This is a genomic window from Myroides oncorhynchi, from assembly GCF_020905415.1.
Taxonomy (GTDB): domain Bacteria; phylum Bacteroidota; class Bacteroidia; order Flavobacteriales; family Flavobacteriaceae; genus Flavobacterium; species Flavobacterium oncorhynchi_A.
Map to the genome: position 1 here is coordinate 3,012,369 of NZ_JAJJMP010000001.1, position 24,829 is coordinate 3,037,197.

The 24,829-nt window shown below is 32.1% G+C and carries 15 protein-coding genes; 8 read left to right on the top strand and 7 right to left on the bottom strand.

The genetic code is table 11. The features are described from left to right. Positions 1 to 19: 19 nt before the first annotated feature. On the top strand, positions 20 to 3,283 hold the full coding sequence (locus LNQ81_RS13115; protein ID WP_229947444.1) for a DUF8202 domain-containing protein: 3,264 nt from the start codon (positions 20 to 22) through the stop codon (positions 3,281 to 3,283). A gap of 15 nt (positions 3,284 to 3,298) precedes the next feature. After that, entirely contained in the window at positions 3,299 to 3,841 is a 543-nt protein-coding gene (locus LNQ81_RS13120) for a hypothetical protein (RefSeq protein ID WP_229947446.1), read from the top strand. 163 nt (positions 3,842 to 4,004) lie between these two features. On the opposite strand, the gene LNQ81_RS13125 is transcribed toward LNQ81_RS13120, so the two are convergent. The 5 genes from LNQ81_RS13125 to LNQ81_RS13145 all read right to left on the bottom strand — a co-directional run bounded on the left by LNQ81_RS13125 (position 4,005) and on the right by LNQ81_RS13145 (position 7,564). Next, positions 4,005 to 4,760 (bottom strand): SDR family oxidoreductase, encoded by a 756-nt coding sequence (locus tag LNQ81_RS13125; RefSeq protein WP_229947447.1) that lies wholly within the window; start codon positions 4,758 to 4,760, stop codon positions 4,005 to 4,007. 86 nt (positions 4,761 to 4,846) lie between these two features. Beyond that, positions 4,847 to 5,221 carry a helix-turn-helix domain-containing protein gene (locus tag LNQ81_RS13130; protein WP_229947448.1) on the bottom strand — a complete coding sequence of 125 codons (375 nt, stop codon included), beginning with the start codon at positions 5,219 to 5,221 and terminating at the stop codon, positions 4,847 to 4,849. 114 nt (positions 5,222 to 5,335) lie between these two features. After that, positions 5,336 to 5,491: a DUF4377 domain-containing protein gene (locus LNQ81_RS13135; protein WP_229947455.1), complete on the bottom strand. Its 156-nt coding sequence runs from the start codon at positions 5,489 to 5,491 to the stop codon at positions 5,336 to 5,338. A 2-nt stretch (positions 5,492 to 5,493) separates the two neighbouring features. Further along, positions 5,494 to 5,739, bottom strand: a complete 246-nt coding sequence (locus LNQ81_RS13140) for a DUF4377 domain-containing protein (protein ID WP_229947457.1) — start codon at positions 5,737 to 5,739, stop codon at positions 5,494 to 5,496. Between the two features lie 280 nt (positions 5,740 to 6,019). Beyond that, positions 6,020 to 7,564, bottom strand: a complete 1,545-nt coding sequence (locus LNQ81_RS13145; RefSeq protein WP_229947459.1) for a hypothetical protein — start codon at positions 7,562 to 7,564, stop codon at positions 6,020 to 6,022. A gap of 727 nt (positions 7,565 to 8,291) precedes the next feature. Here LNQ81_RS13145 and galE point away from each other — a divergent pair. The 6 genes from galE to LNQ81_RS13175 all read left to right on the top strand — a co-directional run bounded on the left by galE (position 8,292) and on the right by LNQ81_RS13175 (position 21,168). After that, the gene (galE, locus tag LNQ81_RS13150) at positions 8,292 to 9,314 is read left to right on the top strand and encodes a UDP-glucose 4-epimerase GalE (RefSeq protein WP_229947461.1); all 1,023 of its coding nucleotides are present in this window, start codon (positions 8,292 to 8,294) and stop codon (positions 9,312 to 9,314) included. A 1,539-nt stretch (positions 9,315 to 10,853) separates the two neighbouring features. Then, positions 10,854 to 16,064: a hypothetical protein gene (locus tag LNQ81_RS13155; RefSeq protein WP_229947463.1), complete on the top strand. Its 5,211-nt coding sequence runs from the start codon at positions 10,854 to 10,856 to the stop codon at positions 16,062 to 16,064. Between the two features lie 115 nt (positions 16,065 to 16,179). Then, the gene (locus LNQ81_RS13160; protein WP_229947465.1) at positions 16,180 to 18,489 is read left to right on the top strand and encodes a hypothetical protein; all 2,310 of its coding nucleotides are present in this window, start codon (positions 16,180 to 16,182) and stop codon (positions 18,487 to 18,489) included. Positions 18,490 to 18,859: 370 nt separating this feature from the next. Beyond that, complete coding sequence (locus tag LNQ81_RS13165; protein WP_229947467.1) at positions 18,860 to 19,603, top strand: hypothetical protein; 744 nt, start codon at positions 18,860 to 18,862, stop codon at positions 19,601 to 19,603. A 34-nt stretch (positions 19,604 to 19,637) separates the two neighbouring features. Continuing rightward, on the top strand, positions 19,638 to 20,381 hold the full coding sequence (locus LNQ81_RS13170; RefSeq protein WP_229947468.1) for a hypothetical protein: 744 nt from the start codon (positions 19,638 to 19,640) through the stop codon (positions 20,379 to 20,381). A 28-nt stretch (positions 20,382 to 20,409) separates the two neighbouring features. Further along, positions 20,410 to 21,168: a hypothetical protein gene (locus tag LNQ81_RS13175; protein ID WP_229947470.1), complete on the top strand. Its 759-nt coding sequence runs from the start codon at positions 20,410 to 20,412 to the stop codon at positions 21,166 to 21,168. A gap of 959 nt (positions 21,169 to 22,127) precedes the next feature. On the opposite strand, the gene LNQ81_RS13180 is transcribed toward LNQ81_RS13175, so the two are convergent. Further along, positions 22,128 to 23,807: a S41 family peptidase gene (locus LNQ81_RS13180; protein ID WP_229947472.1), complete on the bottom strand. Its 1,680-nt coding sequence runs from the start codon at positions 23,805 to 23,807 to the stop codon at positions 22,128 to 22,130. A gap of 14 nt (positions 23,808 to 23,821) precedes the next feature. Next, positions 23,822 to 24,553, bottom strand: a complete 732-nt coding sequence (locus LNQ81_RS13185; RefSeq protein WP_229947474.1) for an outer membrane beta-barrel protein — start codon at positions 24,551 to 24,553, stop codon at positions 23,822 to 23,824. Between the last annotated feature and the right edge of the window lie 276 nt (positions 24,554 to 24,829).

A 24,829-nucleotide genomic window follows, 5' to 3' on the forward strand; every position in this document is an offset into this window, starting at 1 on the left:
GTTTATTAAATTAAATATTATGTATAAATATATATATAGAGTTTTAGCTGTTTTTTTATTTTTATTAGCAGCGATGCATAGTTCATATGGCCAAGATAATCCAGGAGGGATCTCCGGGGTAACGTTTTGGATGGATGCAGACCAGAAGTATACCAATGCTTTTCAAACAGGTAATAAGGTCTCGATATGGAGACCAAGGGTTGGTTATGGGATGTTTAGTATAACAGATTTACCTAAAGGGATACAGGCCAATTCTTCACCAACATTAATTAAGGGATCTGTAGAGATGTCCTATAGAGATGCTGTTTCATTTGATATAAAAGATTATTTGGCAAGTAAATCAGGTCCAGGTCTTAGCGATCCTTCAGAGATAACAATTTTTGCGGTTTATATTGGAGAAAGAACAAAGACCAACGAGCTTAGAATGTATTATATGGGGTTTGGTGGAACCAATCCAAATTCTGCTGATTCAAGAAAACCTGCAATTGGATTTAGTCCAAAAGAAGGGGGAGCAAGGATATTTGGTGGAATTCAAATAGATGGTAAAAATGGAGGATATAAGCCTTTTACAACAGCGCTACAAACAATGGATCTTCGACCAACTAGACCAAGAGTGACTGGGGTTACAAACTTTTATTTCGAAGGTGTAAAAGAATCTATGACCAGGTATATCTCAAGTGATACGTATTTTAAACTAAATCAAGGAGCCACTATAGGGGGGGCTAGTTTAAGTGAGGGTACAGGAGCATCTTTCTCAGGACAAATAGGAGAGATTATCGTGTATGATAGAATTTTGTCTGTTGTAGAACGTCAAAAAGTAGAGGCCTACTTGGCAAGTAAATACGGAATTACTCTTCGTGGTGTTAACTACACTATGAGCAATGGGGTGATTATGTGGATGGGTGGAGGAATCTACGGAGATGATTTTGAGAATCAACCTATGTACCACAATAACGTAGCTGGTATTATGAGAGATGATAAAGGACTGAGTAATTATGTTTCAAGATCTACGGCCAAAGGTACAGTATTAAGCGTTAGTACAAAAGGGTCTATCTATGAAGCTGGAAAAGGGATAACTAAAACGGTGCCTTTACCAACTAACCTTACATCTTTATATTGGGGGGTTAATTCTAGTAGACAAGGACGTCCTAGTGGTTCTGTTGTTCCTGATTGTGGATTTAATACAAAATTGGCCGATAAGGTATGGATGTTTAAAAAAGCAGGTACCTCTGATTCGATGAATGTCGAGATTCGAGCAGGAGGAGAGTATTTTCCTTATCAAGGAAGTGGTTATCAGGTTTATATTAATTTATATACTAATGAAAGTGATGCTCAAAAAGGGGTTAACCCATATAAAATAATTCCAGGCAAGTATTTCGGAGGTGACCTTCAGGAGCATTCTTTTGATGTTTCTTTTGACTATGCAACAACTTATGTAACATTCACAGCCAGAGCGCTACCTGGATATTGTAGCTCATGTACTCAAAGTGTGCCTGGTCAATACAATTTTAAAACTGGTAGCTGGGCTAGTGGAAGTAGTACTGGGGCGCTTGTTGCAACTAATGGTATGAGAGTTGGAGTGAATGTTCAAGCAAATAACTTGCAAAATGGATATCCATCTGTTACAAGTGGAGATGTCTTTACATTAAGGGTAAACAATACGACAAATAATAGCAATCAAACAGTTGCTACTTTTGATATGAAAGATGGAGCAGCTAAGGTTAAGTTTAATCTATATGGAATTGATAAAAGAGGATATGGAGCAGATGATATTCAAATTATAGGATATTGTGGTAATGCTCCTATAAACCCTAATATTGAGTATGAGAATAAAAATACAAACTTTAAGAATAAAGCATATGAGATAGCTGGAAATAGAGTAGTGGGTATCCGCTCAACGGCTATGAAAGGCAAAGATGGAATAGCCAATGTTGAGTTTACCACTCCTGTAACAAGAGTAGAGGTACGTTATAAGGTTAATTATACTAGAGTAAGACCCATTGGTACTCAAGAGATTGGTATAGGGAATTTTAATTTTGAATGTGCAAGAAGACCAGCTCCTAATCCTGATGGAATTGATTTTGCATTACAGGCAAAGTCAAAAATAAAATCATGTGAGGATTTAACCTATCGTTTTGCTATTGGTAATTTTAACTGTGGAGGACGTCCGGCTGATTTAAACAATGTTTTACCAGAGGGAATGGAATGGGTTCCAAATAGTTTAACCTCGACAGATGATGCATTAAAAGATGCTGTGATTAACAATTATGGGCAAACAAATACTTTAGACATTAAAGGTATACGCTTAAAAGCAGTAGACTATGTTTACCTAGAGGCTAAAGTTAGATTAAAACAAGATGCCAAGGTGGATATTACCTATGAGAACCGCGCATCGCTTAGTTATGTCAAAGAAAACGGTGGGGGAGCTGCAACTGTTACAAGTTGTGATTATTCAAATTCAGATGAGTGTTTGCCAACAAAAACGTTCATTGAAGGAGGAGCAAGTTTTCTAAAACCTGTGTTATCACTTGTTAATAATACAAGCGCTTGTTATAAAGGTAATTCAATTGTTAACCTAACCTTTACAATAAGCAATCCTAATCCAGTTGCGATAAGTAAAGTAACTATGAAGTTTGCCTTTAATGATGAATTTACTTTTAAATCTTTACTAGCAACAGGGGGTAATACACTACCAGTGGAGCAGTATCCAGGGTTGGTTTTATCCAGTGGACAAACTATTAATGCAAACAGTAGTGAGAGTTATACTTTAAGTTTTCAGGCCATGGATTTAAAAGCCTTAGTGGAATATGCCACAGGTAAAACATATGCTTCTATAAAGGATATTCCTGAGCAAGATTATTTAAAAGTAGCTCAGTTTGATGTTTCAGCGGAATTGAGCTCTGATGCAGACGATGTCTGTTTACAGGTTGCTTTAGAGGATACATTTGCCAATTTAGAACCTATTTTATTTTGTGGTAAAGATAATTCATGTTATTATCCAGCAGTAACGGGTAATGTAGTTAAAAAAAGTTCAGATTTTGTTTTAATTACAAGCTTGGACCGCTCTAAAACAGAGATGGTAAAAACAGAGAGTATAAATGCTTTATTGTATTTAGAGTCTAAATCAAAAGGTTTTGTGATCACAAGGTTAAGTGATGACCAAATTAAAGCATTAGCAAAACCAGTGGCTGGTATGCTTGTATATGATACAACAAATAAGTGTATCAAACTCTACAATGGTAAACTTTGGTCATGTGTGGTTCAATCATGCCCGGATAATTAACAAAGAAAAACAGATATGAAAAATAATGTTTTAAGAAATGGAATTTTATTATTTGCCCTTGTAGTTTTTACTAATTGTTTTAGTCAACAAGTCGCAATTGGAAATAAACAACAATTTTTATCGGAAAGCTCTATTTTAGAGTTTCCTGATAATGATACAAGAGGCTTAGTTTTACCCATGGTTAATAGTGATAATATGGAGGGAACAGTTGCCTTTGGAACTTTAATTTATGATATAAAAGATAAAAAGGTAAAGTACCTAAAACAGGATAATCTCTGGGTTGACTTATCTATTAACACTGGAGAGGCTGATAGTAAAGTTCAAGATAATCTTAATGAAATAAAAGGGGCAAGAACACTTATAGGAAACGATGCAAGTACTACCACTGAAGGAGTTCTTGTTTTAGATAGTAGTACAAAAGCAATGGTTTTACCTAGAGTAGAGAGCCCACATCTAAAAATTGTATCTCCACCTGCGGGTACAATAGTCTATGATACAAAATCTAATATGTTATGTGTTTTTAATGGAAAACAGTGGGCATTTTGGGCTGTGGAATAATATGAAGTAAATAAAATTCAAGGATTATTAAAATAAATACCAAAACCCAATAGACTTTTATTAAAGTTTATTGGGTTTTTTTATGTTGATGATTAAGTAAAAGTAATTTAACTGTTTACCAGAGCCTCTACTTTTTTTAATTTACAACAATAGGTACTTTTATCTATCTTGTTGTATATCCGCCATTGGCAAATATTGTTTGACCAGTAATCCACCAACCATCAGTTACTAAAAATTCAACCACAGATGCAATATCTTCTATTTGGGTTAAACCTCCTAGGGCTGATGCAGATTTGTGGTACATAACTGCATCTGGGGTTTCTTGTCCATAAAAGAAAGCAGTATCCATCGGACCAGGGGCAACACCTGTTACTGATATACCTCTAAAACCAAATTCTTTTGAGGCCATTCTAGTAAAATGTTCAACTGGTGCTTTTGCTCCAGCATAAGTAGAGTACAATCCAGTGTATGCCGCTAAAAGAGAAGTTACTATAGAACAAATTTTCCCATTGTCGTTTAAGTGTTTTCCCGCCTCTTGTATAAAGAAATAAGCAACCTTAGAGTTTATGTCAAACATTTTGTCATAGTCTTGTTCAGTTGTCTCTAGAAACGGTTTTTTAAGTACCATTCCAACTGTATTAATGGCAATGTCAATGCCGCCAAAACGATTCTTTGTTTGCTTAAAAAACTCCCTAATGTTTTGAGTGTTGGTAAGATCTGCTTGAAACAAGAATGCTTCTGCGCCAAGCTCAGTTATATGAGCTAGGGTTTGTTCTGCCTCTAGTTTTGTGTCTTGACTATTGTAGTGTATAGCAATTTTAGCACCTTTGGCTGCAAAATTTTTACTTAGTAAACCTCCTAGGTTTTTTGCTCCACCAGTAATTAGAATTACTTTTGCTTTTAAATTATTTTCTGCCATTTTAAATTGATTTTAAATGTTTTACAATTGATTGTGTAAAGATGGCAATACCAAAAAGAGAAAGCATGGTGAACTTTTAGGAAGTTTTACTTGTGTTTTATTCTATATTGACCCGGAGTTAATCCAGTAATTTTTTTGAAGAATTTAGAAAAGTTAGAAGGATCATAGGTAAGTATTAAGGCTATTTTTGCAATAGATTGATCTGTTTGTAAAAGCATATCTATAGCTCTTTGTATGATTTTTTGATCATAAAAGTAGCAAGGATGATTACCTGTTTCTCTTTGAATGGTATCTGTTAAATGTTGGTGTGAGAGAGCGAGCTGATTGGCGATTTGATTTATTTCGAAAAACTCGCTTTCTTGACCAGAGATAACATCGTTAATATGTTTGTCTAAGTACTGGAAATATATTTGGGTAATTTGCTCCCCTCTTTTAACTACTTTTTGCTCTGTTTTTGACATAACGAGTTTGATTTAATTGTGAAGTTACTTTTTTTGAATTTAATTAAGCAGTCTAAGGAACTTATTTATGTAAAATCAAGGTGCATAAAAAAGCGAGTAAAACTCGCTTGTGTATTATCTTTTTGTTTTTGAAATCTCTTTTACTAAGATATATCTCATTGAAGATCCGTCAGCAATAGGAGCGATAGATTCTTCTAATTCTACGCGTTTTATTTCTAACACATATTCATATCCTTCCTTATAGGTAAAACCCTCAATACCCTCATACATATTTAACACTGATCTGAGCCTTCTTCTTTATACTGCATACATTTCATTGGACCAACCCCTGTGCAATCCACTAATTTAGAAGCGATGGTATAAATCACGTTTGGTAATTCTTTTTTGGCTTTTGTCTGTGTGAATTCAGTAGACGGGCTAGTTTTTTCAGTTTTGCTACTGGTTTTAATATCAGTGCTTTTCTTACAAGAAACAAACGATGTCCCAGTTAAAGCTAGTAATAATAAAATCTTTTTCATAATTGTTAAATGGGTTTTATAATAGTATTTATAAAGTGTTGATTTGTTTGGAGATAATCCTTTTTTAACCTTATTAGACCATTTGTATTAATATTACATATATCCTCTTAGTGGACTATGGCTAATACTAGCCATAGTCTAAAGATCTTTAATATTTTTTAAACTATTTGTTTACACTGATTAATAATGTTTTTTACTTTGTAAAATACTAGTTATTCACTAAAAGGATACACATAAAATATTAACAATAAATCAATATTTTAAAATAAGGATGTAGTATCTATTCCCAATTAGTCCATGGTATTAGTACTCCAGTATTATCTACTCTATCATATTCTAATTTATACATGGGAGTATATTTTGTTTTATAATTATCCTTGGTTGCTGAATCACCACTTTTTAGTGCTATAGTCTTAGGTGCAGATGAAAACTCTAATAAAGGTTTTTTAACCACTCCATCCACTTTGTTTTCAAATGTAGTACCACTTGGGGACATAACCCCTCCTTTATATACACTAATGGATACCATTGCGTCTCTAACGCTTGTACTATTTGAGAACCACCACGCAGACATACCTATTTCTATTTGGTTAGAACTCTCAGGATATTTGGCTAGAATTTCATTTACTTTAATTATGTTCACATACGATGTTTCACTACCATTTGATCTTTCATCACCTCCATAAAACATATAATCAACACCACCTACTGTTGCTTTAGGTATGGATGTTCCAACATATCCTACTGGATTTTTATCAACACCACTTACATTTGATTTTAGAATTTCAGTAGCAGAATCTATATCTACTCCAGTAACTGGTGTAGCAGAGACATATTTTATAACCATATAATCAAAAGGAGGCAAGACTCTATATCCTTTATTTTGTTCAACTCTGATTGTTTTAACTAATTCAGGTATATTGGTGTGACGTACTCTGATTTGCCCAAGCACACTTCCTGTTGGTGTTTGATTTCCTGTTTTAACTGTTCCCAGTTCAAACACTAATTTACCTGCTTCATTCTTAGGAGGCACAGTCCAGTTAAATGTATTCTGAGAGTAATCTACAATCTCCCATTTGGCATCCCCTCCAATAGGCTCAACAACTGTACTTGAGTTTACCACTCCATTGACATTTCCTTCGCCAACTCTTATAATCTCTTTATTAATCTTTAACTCTAAATTACTAACTAGTATTTGCGCTTGAATATTTGGCTTATCTGCTAGTTTGTAAGTATATATTTTATCTCCAAAACTCGTTGTCGATCTTGTAAAGGTCAAAGTGCTTTCTTTTGCATTTTGAAGGCTTTTCATTGTAGAGCTTCCATCTACGCCACTAGACGAGCTTGTCCAAGCCTGTCCACTCTTACCTGTTGTAAGAATTGCTGTATTACTTGTTTTAAGGGCAGATAAAAACACATTTTTAGGACTCACCTCAATAAAACCATTACCGTCATCACCTGTCATAGGTTTCCATGATTGCCCGTTCCAAAAATATATACCAGCTCCATTACTGTCTAACAAATCAGCATTTGTATTATAAACCATTAATCCAACATGTAGAGGGTCTTGAAATGATTTATTATAGCCCACTTCAAACATAGGATATAACATTTTTGTATCCTTTAAATTTACCCTAGGTAAAAGAACTCCTTTATTAGCATTTGAACCTGCTCCTTGTGTACCTTCAATATTCTTAATTTGCAAGAGCGCCCCCCCAACAGGTGGTTCTCCGGTACCAATAGTAATTTGTGCATACGCACTTTGCCCTAAACCAAATAGTAAACAAAGGGTACACAAAATTGAAAAAAATCTTTTAGTATTCATTTTTCATTCTTTTTTTAAGCCTTAAACAACTAACTAATATTCAAAAGTTATATATGGTAGGAGCATCTGAAATAATCACATATTGCAACTCTATCTAATTATTATTACATCAAATAGGTATAGTTTATTTAAAATGCAAGTCTAACTACATAGCTTCTGTTTATAAAATGTCTAATAGAAAAACTAGCGAATTATCAAGTAACACAATATGATTTGTTTAGTATCTTATGGGTTACTTATATAATCTAGTTCAAGCCTTTTATAGAATTCTAAAATTAGGTTTAAGTGAATTTTTGCATTAAACACTTTTTTTAAATTTAATAATATTGAATTTATGGTAATTTGTGTAAAATTAATAGTATTAATAGTCTTTTTTTGTAATAAAAAACAAATAAATAATTTATGTTAACATTTTGTTGGTTTGATATATTAATGTTTTTTAGATTTAAACCAATAAAAGTTAATATGATTTCAGAGTGTAAGTTTTTATATGTTAGCCAGTTATGCGTTTTTAGAATAGTTATATCTTTTATAAAAATTATATACTATTGATTTTAAGAGTAAAAGTGATGTATAGTATAAAATGTGCAGGTTAACTAACTATAATGGACATTTGCTATTAATTTATAGTTTACTAGAAAAAACAGTGGTTTCAACAAATAGATATTGTGTAGAAAGTTAAAACGGTTATCTTTGGGATTGCATTTAGAAAAAAGCGTAAAAAAGCATGAAAATATTAGTTACTGGTGGTTTGGGATTTATAGGCTCTCATACTGTGGTGGAGTTGCAAAATAAGGGATATGATGTGGTGGTGGTTGATGATTTATCTAATTCATCTATTGATGTATTAGATGGAATACAGGCAATTAGTGGTAAGCGCCCATATTTTGTTGAATTAGACCTAAGGGATGTAGCGGGTGTGAGTAAGCTTTTTAACCATTATAATGATATAACTGGAGTGATTCACTTTGCAGCTTCAAAAGCAGTGGGTGAGAGTGTTGAGAAACCGCTTTTATATTATGAGAACAATTTAGTGCCTTTACTAAATATATTAAAACAGTTAGATCAAAAAGAGAAGAGTCATTTTATTTTCAGTTCATCTTGTACTGTCTATGGACAGGCTAAGGTGATGCCAATAACAGAACAAGCGCCTATACAAGTGGCATTATCTCCTTACGGAAATACAAAGCAAATAGGAGAGGAGATTATTTCGGATGTGGCTCGAGTGAGTTCTGTCAATGCTATTTTACTGCGTTATTTTAACCCAATAGGAGCTCATCAGTCAGGACTTATAGGAGAGCTGCCTAATGGGGTTCCACAGAATTTGATTCCTTTTATTACTCAAACAGCAATAGGGCTTCGTAAAGAATTGTCTGTTTTTGGAGATGATTATGATACTTTTGATGGTACTTGTGTTAGAGACTATATCCATGTGGTGGATTTGGCTAAAGCTCACGTAGCGGCTTTAGGTAGACTAATTAGTGGTGATAATAAGCAAAAGGTTGAGACTTTTAATGTAGGAACAGGAAAAGGGTCTTCTGTATTAGAGATTATCAATGTTTTTGAAGAAGTATCAAACCAAAAGTTACCTTATAAGATTGTTGGGCGTAGAGAAGGTGATATTACTGAGGCTTATGCTTGTACAAAAAAGGCTAATGAAGTACTTGGTTGGAAGGCCGAGCTTTCTTTAGAAGAGGCCTTAAACAGCGCTTGGAAATGGGAAAAGAAAATAAGAAATACAGAATTTTAAATATATCATTATTAACATGTAAGCGTTAATTAAAGAATTTAGCAATAGAGAAGTAAAATAATTTATAACAATATGCCTTTTACTATCGCTTAAAAACTCTATTGCTTTTTATAAAGGCCTATCATTTTTGATAGGCTTTTTATTTGGTATGATTTGATTTTTTTAAGTATAGTATTAAAAACCAAATCCCAATCCAAATCTTCTAAAGAAAACTACCTGTTTAATATATCCACTTAATACTTATTGCATGGTTTTTAAATAATCCTTGCTACTATAATATAAAAAAAGGGTAAGCCTACATAAGGCATAGTATTTAGCCCAGTCCAACAAGCTTATCTTAAATATTTGATCGTCAAAAAAAGTAGTATGTACATCTGTACATTACTTCTGGTTAAAGTATTTTAAGTTAAGAACAATCCATTAGCTATAGATTGTATAGCAAATTATATAAGAAATCTTAAAAAAATAAATTATCCCTATCTTTTTTTACTTAGATAGCAGCAGTTGTAAAGTAACTATTGATCCTTTATAGGATATCGTTTACACTAATGCTTTTTTGAAATATCATACCCTGTAAAAGCTTTTAAGTCCGTGTTTTATGGGTTGAAAACTACTTAAAAGATAAAATAAAGTCTGATAATCTTCTTTAAATAAATGTCTAGTGTTTTAAAAACAATCTAATCACTTACACAAGTAATGGCTTTTTTGTGTAAAACTAGTTTATTGTGTATAGAAACAATTAGTATGGTATTATATTGTTTTTATTATTGTTTTATTTTTAAATATTTCACATTTATTCATATTTTGCGTATAATGTGTTTCTTTATTGGTTTAATATAGGAATTATTTGTTAATTTAGGTTTTATTAAAGTTATGTTTATTGATTAATGTGTTTTGTATTGATGTATTGTTTTTATTTGATCAAAATTAAGATTAATTATTTTTTTTTATTAGTTTATTTTTTTTTCAAAATCCTAAAATGTGAAAAATTTCTTATTGAGATTTTTTTTGGCAAGATGTTTGATTTTGAGTATATATAATTACAAAATATAAGTAATAAAGCATGTTTTGAGAACTACTTGATTTAAGTGTTTTTTTTAAGTTATTAAAAACAAGTTGTAACATGAAAAATTATCCTTTAAAAACTTTTTTTTTAACTAGTATTAAAGATTTAGGTTTAGTAGAAGTCGTTTTTTTTATTTTTTTATTAAATAACTATATCATTAAAATAAATTCATGCTGGGAAAACTACATTTAGATTAAGTTCAGTGGATAATTTCGTTTTGCGATTTTAAGTATGAATTGCATTGTGTTTATGTATCTGTTTTGATTCAATGTGTTTTAGTTTTTAAATAGTGTGTTTAATCGTGATTTTTTGTTGTTTTTATTGCTTTATGATTAATATGATAAATGATGTTATTATTTTAATGTAAGTGTTTTTTATTAGTTGTTTTTGTGATGTTAATTTAATAAAATTTAATTAAAATATATAAATAAATAGTGTTATTATATTTGGTTTCATAGTAAAAAAGATTAGCAATGATAAAAAGAGTAATTCCATTAGCTGTACTTTTGTTAAGTGTAGCAGTAAAAGCGCAGGTAGGTATAGGCACAAAAGTAGTCAATACTTCTGCTGTGTTGGATGTAGTATCTTCCAACAGAGGTGTTTTATTACCTAGAATTGAGTTAAAGGATAAACAAGATCAATCTCCAATCAATGGACAAATCACTGAGAGTTTATTGGTATATCATACAGGGAATAATAATCTAGAGGCTGGATTTTATTATTGGAAAGATAAAGCTTGGACAAGATTGCTTTCAGGTGATACCTTTACAGACAGAATGAATACTGTTTTTTCACTGGGCAAAAATCCATTGAAAAATAATGAAGAATCATTGATTATTACAGATAATAGAAATCATAGTGTTTATTTATCAGTAAGCGAGATTGCAAACAATACAACCTTTGTAACTAATCTTGTTGAAAATAAAGACTTTATCACCAAACTAGGAGATAATATTGAGTTTATTAACCACATCACTAATAACGAGGAGTTTATTAATAACATTATTAATGAGCTTAAGGGAACTTACGGAAATGTTAGTTACGATTCTGTGACCAATAAGTTTGTCTATTATGATGATAAGGGTAATCCGGTTGAGATTGACTGGAGTAAGTTAAATACCAAAAACGTAAGTTTTACCCTTGAAAATGATTACCTAGTTGTAAGTGACTCGGAAGGTAAGTCAGTTAAATTATCAGTAAGCGAGATTGCAAACAATACAACCTTTGTAACTAGTCTTGTTGAGAACAAAGACTTTATCACCAAACTAGGAGATAATATTGAGTTTATTAACCACATCACTAATAACGAGGAGTTTATTAATAACATTATTAATGAGCTTAAGGGAACTTACGGAAATGTTAGTTACGATTCTGTGACCAATAAGTTTGTCTATTATGATGATAAGGGTAATCCGGTTGAGATTGACTGGAGTAAGTTAAATACCAAAAACGTAAGTTTTACCCTTGAAAATGATTACCTAGTTGTAAGTGACTCGGAAGGTAAGTCGGTTAAATTATCAGTAAGCGAGATTGCAAACAATACAACCTTTGTAACTAATCTTGTTGAAAATAAAGACTTTATCACCAAACTAGGAGATAATATTGAGTTTATTAACCACATCACTAATAACGAGGAGTTTATTAATAACATTATTAATGAGCTTAAGGGAACTTACGGAAATGTTAGTTACGATTCTGTGACCAATAAGTTTGTCTATTATGATGATAAGGGTAATCCGGTTGAGATTGACTGGAGTAAGTTAAATACCAAAAACGTAAGTTTTACCCTTGAAAATGATTACCTAGTTGTAAGTGACTCGGAAGGTAAGTCGGTTAAATTATCAGTAAGCGAGATTGCAAACAATACAACCTTTGTAACTAATCTTGTTGAAAATAAAGACTTTATCACCAAACTAGGAGATAATATTGAGTTTATTAACCACATCACTAATAACGAGGAGTTTATTAATAACATTATTAATGAGCTTAAGGGAACTTACGGAAATGTTAGTTACGATTCTGTGACCAATAAGTTTGTCTATTATGATGATAAGGGTAATCCGGTTGAGATTGACTGGAGTAAGTTAAATACCAAAAACGTAAGTTTTACCCTTGAAAATGATTACCTAGTTGTAAGTGACTCGGAAGGTAAGTCGGTTAAACTTTCAGTAAGCGAGATTGCAAACAATAAAACCTTTGTAACTAGTCTTGTTGAGAACAAAGACTTTATCACCAAACTAGGTGATAATATCGAGTTTATTAACCATATCACTAATAACGAGGAGTTTATTAATAACATTATTAATGAGCTTAAGGGAACTTACGGAAATGTTAGTTACGATTCTGTGACCAATAAGTTTGTCTATTATGATGATAAGGGTAATCCGGTTGAGATTGACTGGAGTAAGTTAAATACCAAAAACGTAAGTTTTACCCTTGAAAATGATTACCTAGTTGTAAGTGACTCGGAAGGTAAGTCGGTTAAACTTTCAGTAAGCGAGATTGCAAACAATAAAACCTTTGTAACTAGTCTTGTTGAGAACAAAGACTTTATCACCAAACTAGGTGATAATATCGAGTTTATTAACCATATCACTAATAACGAGGAGTTTATTAATAACATTATTAATGAGCTTAAGGGAACTTATGGAAATGTAGTGTATGATGCCACTAAAAAGGAGTTTTTCTATATAGACAGCACCGGGGCTCAGCAGCCAGTTGATTGGAGTAAAATAGATACCACTAACGTATCGTTTGCTTTTGACGCTACAAAAGAGAATTTAGTTATTACCGATTCAAGTGGAAACTCAGTTAAGATTACAACAGATGATCTAGGTCAGACAATTGCCAACAATGATACGTTTGTGACAAACCTTGTGGATAACACTAAGTTTATCACCGATCTTACTAATAAACAAGATTTTATAACTAGTATTATAAATAAGCTTGAGGGAACTTACGGAAATGTAGTGTATGACGCCACTAAAAAGGAGTTTTTCTATATAGACAGCACCGGGGCTCAGCAACCAGTTGATTGGAGTACAATAGATACCACTAACGTATCGTTTGCTTTTGACGCTACAAAAGAGAATTTAGTTATTACCGATTCAAGTGGAAACTCAGTTAAGATTACAACAGATGATCTAGGTCAGACAATTGCCAACAATGATACGTTTGTGACAAACCTTGTGGATAACACTAAGTTTATCACCAATCTTACTAATAAACAAGATTTTATAACTAGTATTATAAATAAGCTTGAGGGAACTTACGGAAATGTAGTGTATGATGCCACTAAAAAGGAGTTTTTCTATATAGACAGCACCGGGGCTCAGCAACCAGTTGATTGGAGTACAATAGATACCACTAACGTATCGTTTGCTTTTGACTCTACTAAAGATAATTTAGTTATTACCGATTCAAGTGGAAACTCAGTTAAGATTACAACAGATGATCTAGGTCAGACAATTGCCAACAATGATACGTTTGTGACAAACCTTGTGGATAACACTAAGTTTATCACCAATCTTACTAATAAACAAGATTTTATAACTAGTATTATAAATAAGCTTGAGGGAACTTACGGAAATGTAGTGTATGATGCCACTAAAAAGGAGTTTTTCTATATAGACAGCACCGGGGCTCAGCAACCAGTTGATTGGAGTACAATAGATACCACTAACGTATCGTTTGCTTTTGACTCTACTAAAGATAATTTAGTTATTACCGATTCAAGTGGAAACTCAGTTAAGATTACAACAGATGATCTAGGTCAGACAATTGCCAACAATGATACGTTTGTGACAAACCTTGTGGATAACACTAAGTTTATCACCAATCTTACTAATAAACAAGATTTTATAACTAGTATTATAAATAAGCTTGAGGGAACTTACGGAAATGTAGTGTATGATGCCACTAAAAAGGAGTTTTTCTATATAGACAGCACCGGGGCTCAGCAACCAGTTGATTGGAGTAAAATAGATACCACTAACGTATCGTTTGCTTTTGACGCTACTAAAGATAATTTAGTTATTACCGATTCAAGTGGAAACTCAGTTAAGATTACAACAGATGATCTAGGTCAGACAATTGCCAACAATGATACGTTTGTGACAAACCTTGTGGATAACACTAAGTTTATCACCGATCTTACTAATAAACAAGATTTTATAACTAGTATTATAAATAAGCTTGAGGGAACTTACGGAAATGTAGTGTATGACGCCACTAAAAAGGAGTTTTTCTATATAGACAGCACCGGGGCTCAGCAACCAGTTGATTGGAGTAAAATAGATACCACTAACGTATCGTTTGCTTTTGACGCTACAAAAGAGAATTTAGTTATTACCGATTCAAGTGGAAACTCAGTTAAGATTACAACAGATGATCTAGGTCAGACAATTGCCAACAATGATACGTTTGTGACAAACCTTGTGGATAACACTAAGTTTATCACCGATCTTACTAATAAACAAGATTTTATAACTAGTATTATAAATAAGCTTGAGGGAGCTTACGGAAATGTAGTATATGACGCCACTAAAAAGGAGTTTTTCTATATAGACAGCACCGGGGCTCAGCAACCAGTTGATTGGAGTAAAATAGATACCACTAACGTATCGTTTGCTTTTGACGCTACTAAAGAGAATTTAGTTATTACCGATTCAAGTGGAAACTCAGTTAAGATTACAACAGATGATCTAGGTAAGACAATTGCCAACAATGATACGTTTGTGACAGAGATTAAAAATAGTTTGAATATTCCTTCTTTAGTTAAGGAAAATGAAACACTAACATCTCTTAAAAACGTTGTAACACAAGAAGATGATGAGCATGGGCAAGAAATAGATATTTATACCCTAACATATAAAGATGAGAAAGGGGATTTACATCCTGTAGATATAAAAGTGCTTGTAAAAGGTAGTGAAACATTAACAACTTTAGTATATGATCCAATAGAGCATGTTTTAACCTATAAGAATGAGCTAGGACAGGTTACATCTTTTAAATTAACAGATTTAGTTGGAGATGCAGAATCAATTACAAAATTAGAATTTGATCCAAATACTAATTCTTTACTTTTTACAGATGAGAATCAAATAATTCATACCATAGAATTGGAATCAATCAATAAACACCCATGGTATGATTCAGTAACACATAAACCTGCTCAAACAAATACATCTAACATTTATACAAAAGGATGGGTTGGAATTGGCTTTACAGAACCCTCTAGTGCACCTAGTGAAAAACTAAGAGTTAATGGTAGTATTACAGCGGTAAATAGTTACTATGCAGATTATGTGTTTGAGAAATATTTTGATGGATACTCTTCTCTTAAATACGATTATAACTTTAAGAGTCTAGAGGCTGTAGAAAGCTTTATTAAAACTAATCGTCATTTACCAGGAATAACTTCCGTAAATCAACTTGTTAAAGCAGAGGATGGATATTCATTTAATGTATCAGAATTGTCAATACAATTATTAGAAAAGACAGAGGAATTGTATCTACATATTATTGAGCAAAATAAAGCATTAGAACAAAAAGAAACAAGAATCAAAAAATTAGAGAAGGATAATTTAGAGTATCAACAAAAGACTGATTTACAAAACCTTGAACTTCAAGAGAAGGTCAAACAATTAGAATCAATGCTTTTAGATGTAATGAATAAAAACTAATCTTTTAAAATTGCAAATTATGTGTAATAGTAATATATATACAAAGATAAAAAGTAGTATCATATTAATACTGATACTATTTTTAGGAGTGTTTTCAAGTGTAGCTCAAACCAACATGACTAAAATTAAAGATGGAACCATCTCAGGTACATCTGCTGTTCCAAACTTAGGAGTCATTCTTGAACTAGAAAGTGTTAATAAAGGTTTTCTAACCCCTAGATTAACTACACAGCAAAGAGATGCTATTGAGGATGTAAATAAAACAGATGGTTTGTTGATTTATAATAAAACAACAGGATGTTTTAACTATTGGAGCCAAGCTCAAGACAATTGGTTAAGCATGTGTGGAACACCACCACCAGCTGTGTTTGATATAAGTGATGTACAATGTGCGGGCATAACAATTAATGGTAGTTACAAACAAGGGGAGTTTTTAAAGTCATCCAACTTTTTAACAGTACCTGTAACGGTGACCCAAGCAGGAACTTATGATATTGTAGCCACAACCACAAATGGTTATTATTTTGGATCAAAAGGAACTTTTCCAACTCCAGGAAATTATACTCTTACTTTAGAAGGTCTAGGTACACCTAATATGGGGTATAATCAAGGAGATTTAGGAGATAAGTTAGTGTTTTTGTTAAACAATAAAGCAAGTACATGTAATAATAAATATGTGTATGTAGATAAGGCAGCTGTTGACTTTACAATTAATTGTTCTACAATAAATGTAATGGGGGACTATTATGCTGGTAAAGAATTAACAAGCAGTAACAAAATATCACTTAAGGTTAATGTTACAACAGAAGGATATTGGAGTATATCAACCAATACTGTAAATGGATATTCATTTAGAGGATCTGGAACATTTACAACAACAGGAGAGCATGAAATTGAATTATTAGCAACTGGTAAGCCAATCAGTTCAGGTAGTAATGTATTTAATTCTACATCTAACTCAGATTCAGGATCAAGTTGTTCTTCTATTACTGTGGTAGTACAAGAGATCAGGTATACTGTAGATTGTAATAGTGCTGATATTAAAGGTATTTATAAACAAGACGAGCCTCTAACACCAGCCCATACAGTTACATTAAAAGTTAATGTACAGGCAACAGGAAATACCTCTATTCAGACAAATACAGTAGGCGGGGTCTATTTTACCTCTGGACCATTATCATTTGATGAATTAGGACCTAGAGACGTTGTATTAACAGCTGTAGGTACTCCTACTACACCAGGGATGAACACTTATACTTTAAATCCAGCAACTGGAATGGTAAGTATATGTTCTTTTAATATTGATGTGGTACGCCAACCAGTGGCTTATAGTCTGGTATGTACTTCAATTGTAGTAAAAGGAAAATATGCTCCTAACATAGCCATGAATGCTGAGAACACAATAACTGTAAATGCTAATGTTGATTATATAGGAGATTACTCAGTTTCAACCAATACTGTAAATGGAGTTACTTTCACAGGTCAAGGTACATTTACAAGCACAGGACTACAAGAGATTGTTCTTAAGGGATCTGGTAATCCAATAAGTGGTGGAATACACAGATTTACTTTGACAACAAATAGTTCGGTAGGAGCAAATACTTGTAATGTTAATATAGAATTTGTTTATCGTAAAATGAAAATTTTAGGATTGGGAGGTGGCACTTATCAGCCAGGAAGTGCATCTAATACTCAAACATCAAGAGCTGTATTGCAAGCTTCTTCGAATTTTGGTTCAAATGGAGTTGTTAGAGTAGATGGTTTAACTATTATCGATGGAGGGTATAATCAAGGTGTCGCACTTAAGAATTTAATTAATAACAATAAAATTGATATTATAGTTTTAGGATATAATTATGTTCCTAATGCGGAATCTATTAGGGTTTTAGAGGATTTTGTTAAAAATAAAAAAGGATTCTTAATTCATTCTCAAGAAAATGATGCAACATCAACTAGAAATATGATAAATGCTATAGCAAATTCACCAACAACTGCTGTATCGGGAACAGGAACTACATATACAAACCCAACACTTTTAATAGATAATCCTTTATTAAAAGGTCCATTTGGAGATATTACCAATAAAGCTTTGGGAAGTGATGTGAATAACTCATACTATGTAACAGGGTTCTCGAATCAATATATTAGTTTAGCTCATCAAAATGCTGATCAATCGCGTTCATTTGTTTTGATGCACAGTACACTAGGATATGTTTATATAGGGGATTCAGGATGGACAGCTGGGGATGCTACAAATAGTTCAACTACAATTTGGCCAGCAGCTATGACCACTGGAGGTACTCCAATTAGTAAAGCTTATAATGGAGGAATAACAGTTTACAATAGTATTTTGTATGCCAATATAGTGGCTAAAGCCATTGAATACGTGCAGAGTAATGTGGATGTAAATTATACAATCAATTAGGTTTTTCTTTTTGATTATTACTTAAAAAAAAAGAGGCTGTCCTGAATTTAGGATGGCCTCTTTTTTTTGGTGTCTAATCCTACAATCTTCCCTAAATATTCAAAACTTAAGGAAAATAGGATATACACTTGTATATGACATACCTCTAAAAGTATCATAAATTAAGAAAGGTTATATATTTTTTCAGACAATAATGAAAATAGAATACTATCTAAGAGAACTACTTTGATTACACAGTACGTTAATGAGTTTTTGGTGTGAAAATATTTTTTTACAATATTTATGGAATATTAAAAAAGATTTTAACATTTATGAATGTAATTATCGTTTTATTTATATATTAGCGTATTGAATGTTTTATTTTTTAGGTATGAGTAAGTATAAGTGTTTAATGTTTGTGTGTGTTTTTGTAATTGTTAGTTATGGACAGGTAGGGGTTAATTTGCCAATACCTTTAGTTTCATTTCATGTAGATGGAAGTGGAAATACTCCTAGTAATAAAACTCCTTCTGTTGAAGAAACTAAGGATGATTTTGTTGTGACAAAAGAAGGTAGGGTAGGTATTGGTACAATAAACCCACTATCTGCTTTGGATATAAATGGTAAAATAAAGATTGTAGATGGAAATCAAGCAAATAATAAGATATTAAAATCTGATGATAATGGTAATATGAAGTGGGAGTCTATTTCATATATTACATCTACTATAACAGGTAGTTTTGAAAATACAAATCAGGTAGCTTTTAAAGGTACAGAAGCTGCAAAAACGTATACTCATAGTAGAGGAGTTATAACTTTGACAAAAGGACGTTGGATAGTTAATTGTGGGTTAACTCTTGACGTAGCAAGTAATCGTTGGTTACATGCAGTATTATCGACTTCAAAAACAGTTAGAGAACAAAATGGTTTTTCTTTTTTGGGACCTGCTGGGAATAACACATCTTATGCGTCTCGTGTATTTGGCGGGGGTGATTATTCTTTAGTTTTTGGGAGTTCATTTATTAATGTTACAGCAGATTCAGTTACATTGTATCTGTTGATTGAGAATCTTAGTAATTGGAGTTTTAGTCCAACTTCATGGGAGAACTACTTTTATGCTATACCTGTGTTATAGTTTTGCTAAGTATATCAAATTAAATAATTAAGTTATGAGAAAACGTTTTTTAGTTTTAGGTATAGCATTTATTTTTTTTAAAATAAATGCACAAGTTGGTATTAACACAACCATGCCTTTACATCCCTTTCATGTAGATGCTGCTCAAAACAATCCTTTTAATACAAAACCTACTGATATTGAAATTAAAGATGATTTTGTTGTCACAAAAGAAGGAAGAGTAGGTGTGGGCACTATTGCTCCTCAAGCTACATTGGAAGTAAATGGTTCAGTGCGTATTGTAGATGGTAGTGAAGGAAAAGGTAAAATCCTAATGTCAGATGATAGTGGTTTAGCAAAATGGGAAAAAGTGCCATATGATATTCCTACTATATTGGGGAGCTTTGAGTCAATGAATAATGTTGCATGGAATGGAACAAGTGTTAGACAAACATTTACAGAATCTAAATATTATATTGTTCTAACAAAAGGAAGATGGATAGTCAATTCAGGTATTAATATCAAAATATCAAATAATGCGGTTTGGTTACATACAGTACTATCAACAAGTAAGACAGCACGTGAACAAAAAGGTTTTAGTTTTACTACTTTAGCAGGTAGTCAGACAGCTAATGCTGCGAAATTAAGAGTAGGTAATAATGGTATGCTAATCGGGAGTTCTATTATTAATGTAACTTCTGATTCAGTAACTTTGTATTTATTGATTGAGAAAATAGGATCATGGGTATTTAATCCTAATAATTCACAAAATTATTTTTATGCAAGTCCAATTTTATAGTGTATTTAAAAGTAAAATATAGTATTATATGAATAAAGTATTACGATTAATGTTGTTTATATTTTCCACTTGTAGTATGGCACAAGTAGGAGTTAATACAAAGCTACCTTTGCATCCTTTACATATTGATGCCAAAAAAAATAATCCAACTTCAGCAATTCCTTCAGAAAATGAAGCAAAAGATGATTTTGTAGTTACTAAAGAGGGTAATGTTGGTATTGGTACTATTGATCCAAAAGCAAAGCTTGAAGTAATTGGTAATGTGAAGATAATAGATGGTAATCAAGCAGGCGATAAAGTACTTACATCTGATGAAACAGGCGTGGGTAAGTTAATGAGTCTACCAGAAACTTCGCCTGCTGTTGTTGGCTCTTTTAGTGGAGCTAATGTAACTAATAGTAGTACCATCGCAAATAGCTATTCTTTTGCTAATGCAAGTATAACTTTAAAAAAGGGTAAATGGATTGTAACTTGGGGACTTACAATGGATCAAAGAGGAACAAATGATTTATGGTTGGAATCTTGCTTATCTACTTTGCAAACAAGTAGAGCAGAAGTTGGCTTTAATTTTGTTGGCAATCCTTTAAATAAACCTTCTATAGGAGCTAATTTACAAGGTAATCCTGATTCAAGTAGTGGTAATTACGATATGCTGGTAGGAAGTTCCGTTATTGAGGTAACAAGTGATACACCTTTGCAGGTATTTATTCTTTTGAAAAGGGATGGTAATTGGAGTTTTAGCCCAACTTCATGGGAGAACTATTTTTATGCATTGCCAATTAAGTAATACTATATGTACTTTCCTGTATGTAATCTAAAGAACTTTTTAAGGCTTGTTTCTAGGATAAAAGAAAAAGTTTTAAAAATGGATGGTCTTTCATTATATATAGTTGATAACGTAATTTCCTAAAGAGGTATTATGAATTAATAATTGTGCTTTGGCTCCCTCTATCACTTGGTTAAACACTGTGCTAAGTGGTTTATCTGCATAAATCTGGTAGCGCTTACCGCGCTCTCTAACAGTATATTAAGGCTCGCCGCTTTTAGGATTAGTTCTGCATGGCGTCCTTCTCTAGCCGTGTATAGTCGCATCTGTGATCATCCCAGTGAAGCGGTACACATTCTCCTTAGAGTTAGTTACCATGAGAGAACTGTATCGATACGCGTAACCCAGGTGCTTAATATCGTTAATAGGATTATCCATAAACTTATTGCCAAAGGTATCATAGTCCACATGTAGGGTGAAGCGGTCGTGCTTCCCATAATCCTGTACTAGCTCTAAGCCGTTATAGTTAAGTTCTTGTCCATCTACATATATGGTAGCATTGACTAGCTCTTTGGTATTATTCCATGAAGTATTTATAGTGTTTTTTTAAGGCGGGGATGATTAATTACCCTCTTTTTTTATCTATTACAGATATGGCTTAATGGTTTAAAAACCCTTTTTCCTTAAAATAGTTACTATAAAAACGGCCTTTTATTAGCAGACATTATATGCTACATTTCGCTTTTTCAACTTTTATAGAATAAGGGGCGTAAACTTCGGATAGTAATTTTGCTGCGGTTATTCACTAAGTGGTCACCTCATATTTTTTGTTGTTCTTATAGTTCTTATTTTTTAATACCTCAGGTATATAATGAAGTCATCATGACTTTTTATTTTTATGAAATTTCTTTAGTCCTATAACAATAAAAAATGCTCCAAAAGTTAGATACTTAAGGGGCATTTCTATTTATATGTTTTAACTATTTAGAATTCAAATAATTAATCGCTTCATTTACCACTCTGTCTACAAAAGTAGGTGAAGCCATCTGTGATACTTCACTATCTGTTAGTGGAGATACATGTATATCTGGCTTAATACCAACTCCTTCTACCACAACACCATTTGCATCTTTCATAGCCAATAATGGCATATAGAATGTTAACTTACCTCCCGCAATTTTATCTCTAGTTCCTCCATTAAAATCATCTACTGTACCTAAACCAGCTGTTGCTCCAGCACTATAGTCACCTATACTCACGACTTGATTTCCTTGAGATTTTAACATTAATGTAGTAATTTCAGACATACTAGCACTATTCTTATCTGTTAGTATAGCAATAGGAATATTTGTTGGAATTCCGAAGTTATGTGGTTTAGTTTTAGCCTCTACCCATGGAGTGTAGTTAAATCTACCATTCCCTTCTCTTGTTCTTTGGTAAGCAAATACAGTATTTTTAGTAATAAAACGGTCAGAAATAAATCGTGCGTCAACAACAGCACCACCTCCATTAGAACGTAAATCTATTATTATTTTCTTAATTTCTCCAGTATGTAATGGGTTTAAGAACTTTTGATAAAATTCTCCTTTAGTTATAACATCTGTTAGAGCATCAGTTAATTCCGAAAATCTATATCCATAATTAACGTGGCTATCCATAAGCCTAATAAATTTAAGTATATAATCAGCTGTCTGTAAATTATACAATTCTCCATAGGGAGTGATTGTATTATACTTAGGCAAACTATTATACTTAACTAAAGCATTTTGAGCTGATAACATTAATCCATTACTCACTACTTCAGTCTGATTAAATTTAACCCCCTCTTCCATAAATGCTTTATACTCCCTAGAATCAGAATATGCATTATAGTCTTTTAATATATTAAAGGTTACCTCTTTAATAGCATTACGCATATAAATATCTTTAATTCCCTTTAATTCGTCAGTAGCTTCTAAAATATCTTGAGTCAATAATAGTGAATTTCCTTTTCCTGGATTTAAATAATTATTAGCTAAGGTAATTTTCAAATTATTAGTTACAACGAATTGATTAAAAGACAAATAATAGATATCTGGATTAGAGTTTAAATTCCCTGCAATGATACCAAAACCGTCCGCATTAGACTTGAATGCGTTAGCATCAACTCGATCTTTCATATAAGCATACTTCTTTGCAAAAGGGTATACTTTAGAAACTCCTTTATCCGACATACCTCCATAAAAAGTAATAGTTCTTATAATATTTTTATTAGTTGCTGGAAATTGAATTTTCACATTGAAATGGCGATCAATAAAAGGATCTATAATCTCTTCAAAATAAGTAGAGGCTGTTAAATAATCCTCATTTATTTGACCATCATCTTCATTTGGCCTACCATAAGTTTGTAGAGCGGCGAATTTAGGATAATATGTTTTATATACATTATCCCAGTCTAAACCTCCTTGATCTTTCTGCTCGTAAAAGTAATTATACTGCTGATCCATTGTTTTCCAAAAAACGTCAAAAAGATCTGCATAAGAATTCACATCACTAGCAGTAAACCTTCTAGGGTCTTTAACTATGACATCATCTTTAGAACAAGAGTTTAACACTGTTAGAGATGATAATGATAATATAGATAAACTAAATATTGCTATTTTATTTTTTACTCTTTTCATCGTATACGATTTTATTAAAATTTATATGCAGCTCCTACAGAAACCATGTGTGAATCTCTCGTTATTTTTTTGTCTCCAGGGCTATCGTACTTATAAGTATCAGTTAGACCATAAAGGTAATTATACCCTAAAAAGACATCTATTTTCTCAATCGAATAACCTACTTGAACTTGACCTTGTAATCCCATAGCAAGCCTACGCAATTGATTCTCATTTTTCTTGAAATCATATTTCTCAGAAACTTGAGTATAATTAAATGTCCCATCAGATTGTAACTCAGGAAAAACAGGATACTGCCCCTTCGTTTTCATTTTTGTCCAGTACTCACTGTAAATTCCCCCTGCTACTTTAACCCAAACTCCATCAGAAGTATATGGATTATTAATTAAGTACCCTCCTACTAACAAAGGAACTGATATAAAATCATTATTGTACTTAGAATACCAACCTTCACGAGAACCAGTTCTCTCAAACTCATAGTTTTTTTGTAAATAAGAGACTCCTGTGGATACAAACAAAGTTTTCCATATAGACATTTCCGCAGAAACATTAACCCCGAAACCTCCACCAGAATTGTACTTAGAATCTACTAAATTGGAAATATTAGCATTCAAAGAGGTATTAGTGTACCCTAAGTCGATTCCTACTTTGAATCGATTTTCTTTTTGTTCACTTTGCGCATAGGTACTTATGCTAAGCATAGAAAGAACGATAGCCGTCAAGCCACCTAATTTTTTTGAAATCATAATTTATTATTTATTTGCTCTAAAATATGTAAAAATATTATGTATTTAAAATAATTTAAACTTTATAAAATATTATAAAAAAGATTATAATTGTAAAAAATAAATTAATAATTATAAAATAATTAATTTTATAACATATTAAATAAGTTTTTAATTAAAGTTTTATTGTTTTATTATATATTATTTAAATTATACTTTTGTTAAAATATTTGAATTTTTATATAAAAAAAATTACATCCGTTTAATGACATAATAATATATTTGTAGTCTAAAAGA

Bases quoted from the DNA above. Each gene is read 5' to 3' on its own strand.
- LNQ81_RS13115 (WP_229947444.1), top strand. From the start codon at position 20: ATGTATAAATATATATATAGAGTTTTAGCTGTTTTTTTATTTTTATTA.
- LNQ81_RS13120 (WP_229947446.1), top strand. From the start codon at position 3,299: ATGAAAAATAATGTTTTAAGAAATGGAATTTTATTATTTGCCCTTGTA.
- LNQ81_RS13125 (WP_229947447.1), bottom strand. From the start codon at position 4,760: ATGGCAGAAAATAATTTAAAAGCAAAAGTAATTCTAATTACTGGTGGA.
- LNQ81_RS13130 (WP_229947448.1), bottom strand. From the start codon at position 5,221: ATGTCAAAAACAGAGCAAAAAGTAGTTAAAAGAGGGGAGCAAATTACC.
- LNQ81_RS13135 (WP_229947455.1), bottom strand. From the start codon at position 5,491: ATGTATGAGGGTATTGAGGGTTTTACCTATAAGGAAGGATATGAATAT.
- LNQ81_RS13140 (WP_229947457.1), bottom strand. From the start codon at position 5,739: ATGAAAAAGATTTTATTATTACTAGCTTTAACTGGGACATCGTTTGTT.
- LNQ81_RS13145 (WP_229947459.1), bottom strand. From the start codon at position 7,564: ATGAATACTAAAAGATTTTTTTCAATTTTGTGTACCCTTTGTTTACTA.
- galE (WP_229947461.1), top strand. From the start codon at position 8,292: ATGAAAATATTAGTTACTGGTGGTTTGGGATTTATAGGCTCTCATACT.
- LNQ81_RS13155 (WP_229947463.1), top strand. From the start codon at position 10,854: ATGATAAAAAGAGTAATTCCATTAGCTGTACTTTTGTTAAGTGTAGCA.
- LNQ81_RS13160 (WP_229947465.1), top strand. From the start codon at position 16,180: ATGACTAAAATTAAAGATGGAACCATCTCAGGTACATCTGCTGTTCCA.
- LNQ81_RS13165 (WP_229947467.1), top strand. From the start codon at position 18,860: ATGAGTAAGTATAAGTGTTTAATGTTTGTGTGTGTTTTTGTAATTGTT.
- LNQ81_RS13170 (WP_229947468.1), top strand. From the start codon at position 19,638: ATGAGAAAACGTTTTTTAGTTTTAGGTATAGCATTTATTTTTTTTAAA.
- LNQ81_RS13175 (WP_229947470.1), top strand. From the start codon at position 20,410: ATGAATAAAGTATTACGATTAATGTTGTTTATATTTTCCACTTGTAGT.
- LNQ81_RS13180 (WP_229947472.1), bottom strand. From the start codon at position 23,807: ATGAAAAGAGTAAAAAATAAAATAGCAATATTTAGTTTATCTATATTA.
- LNQ81_RS13185 (WP_229947474.1), bottom strand. From the start codon at position 24,553: ATGATTTCAAAAAAATTAGGTGGCTTGACGGCTATCGTTCTTTCTATG.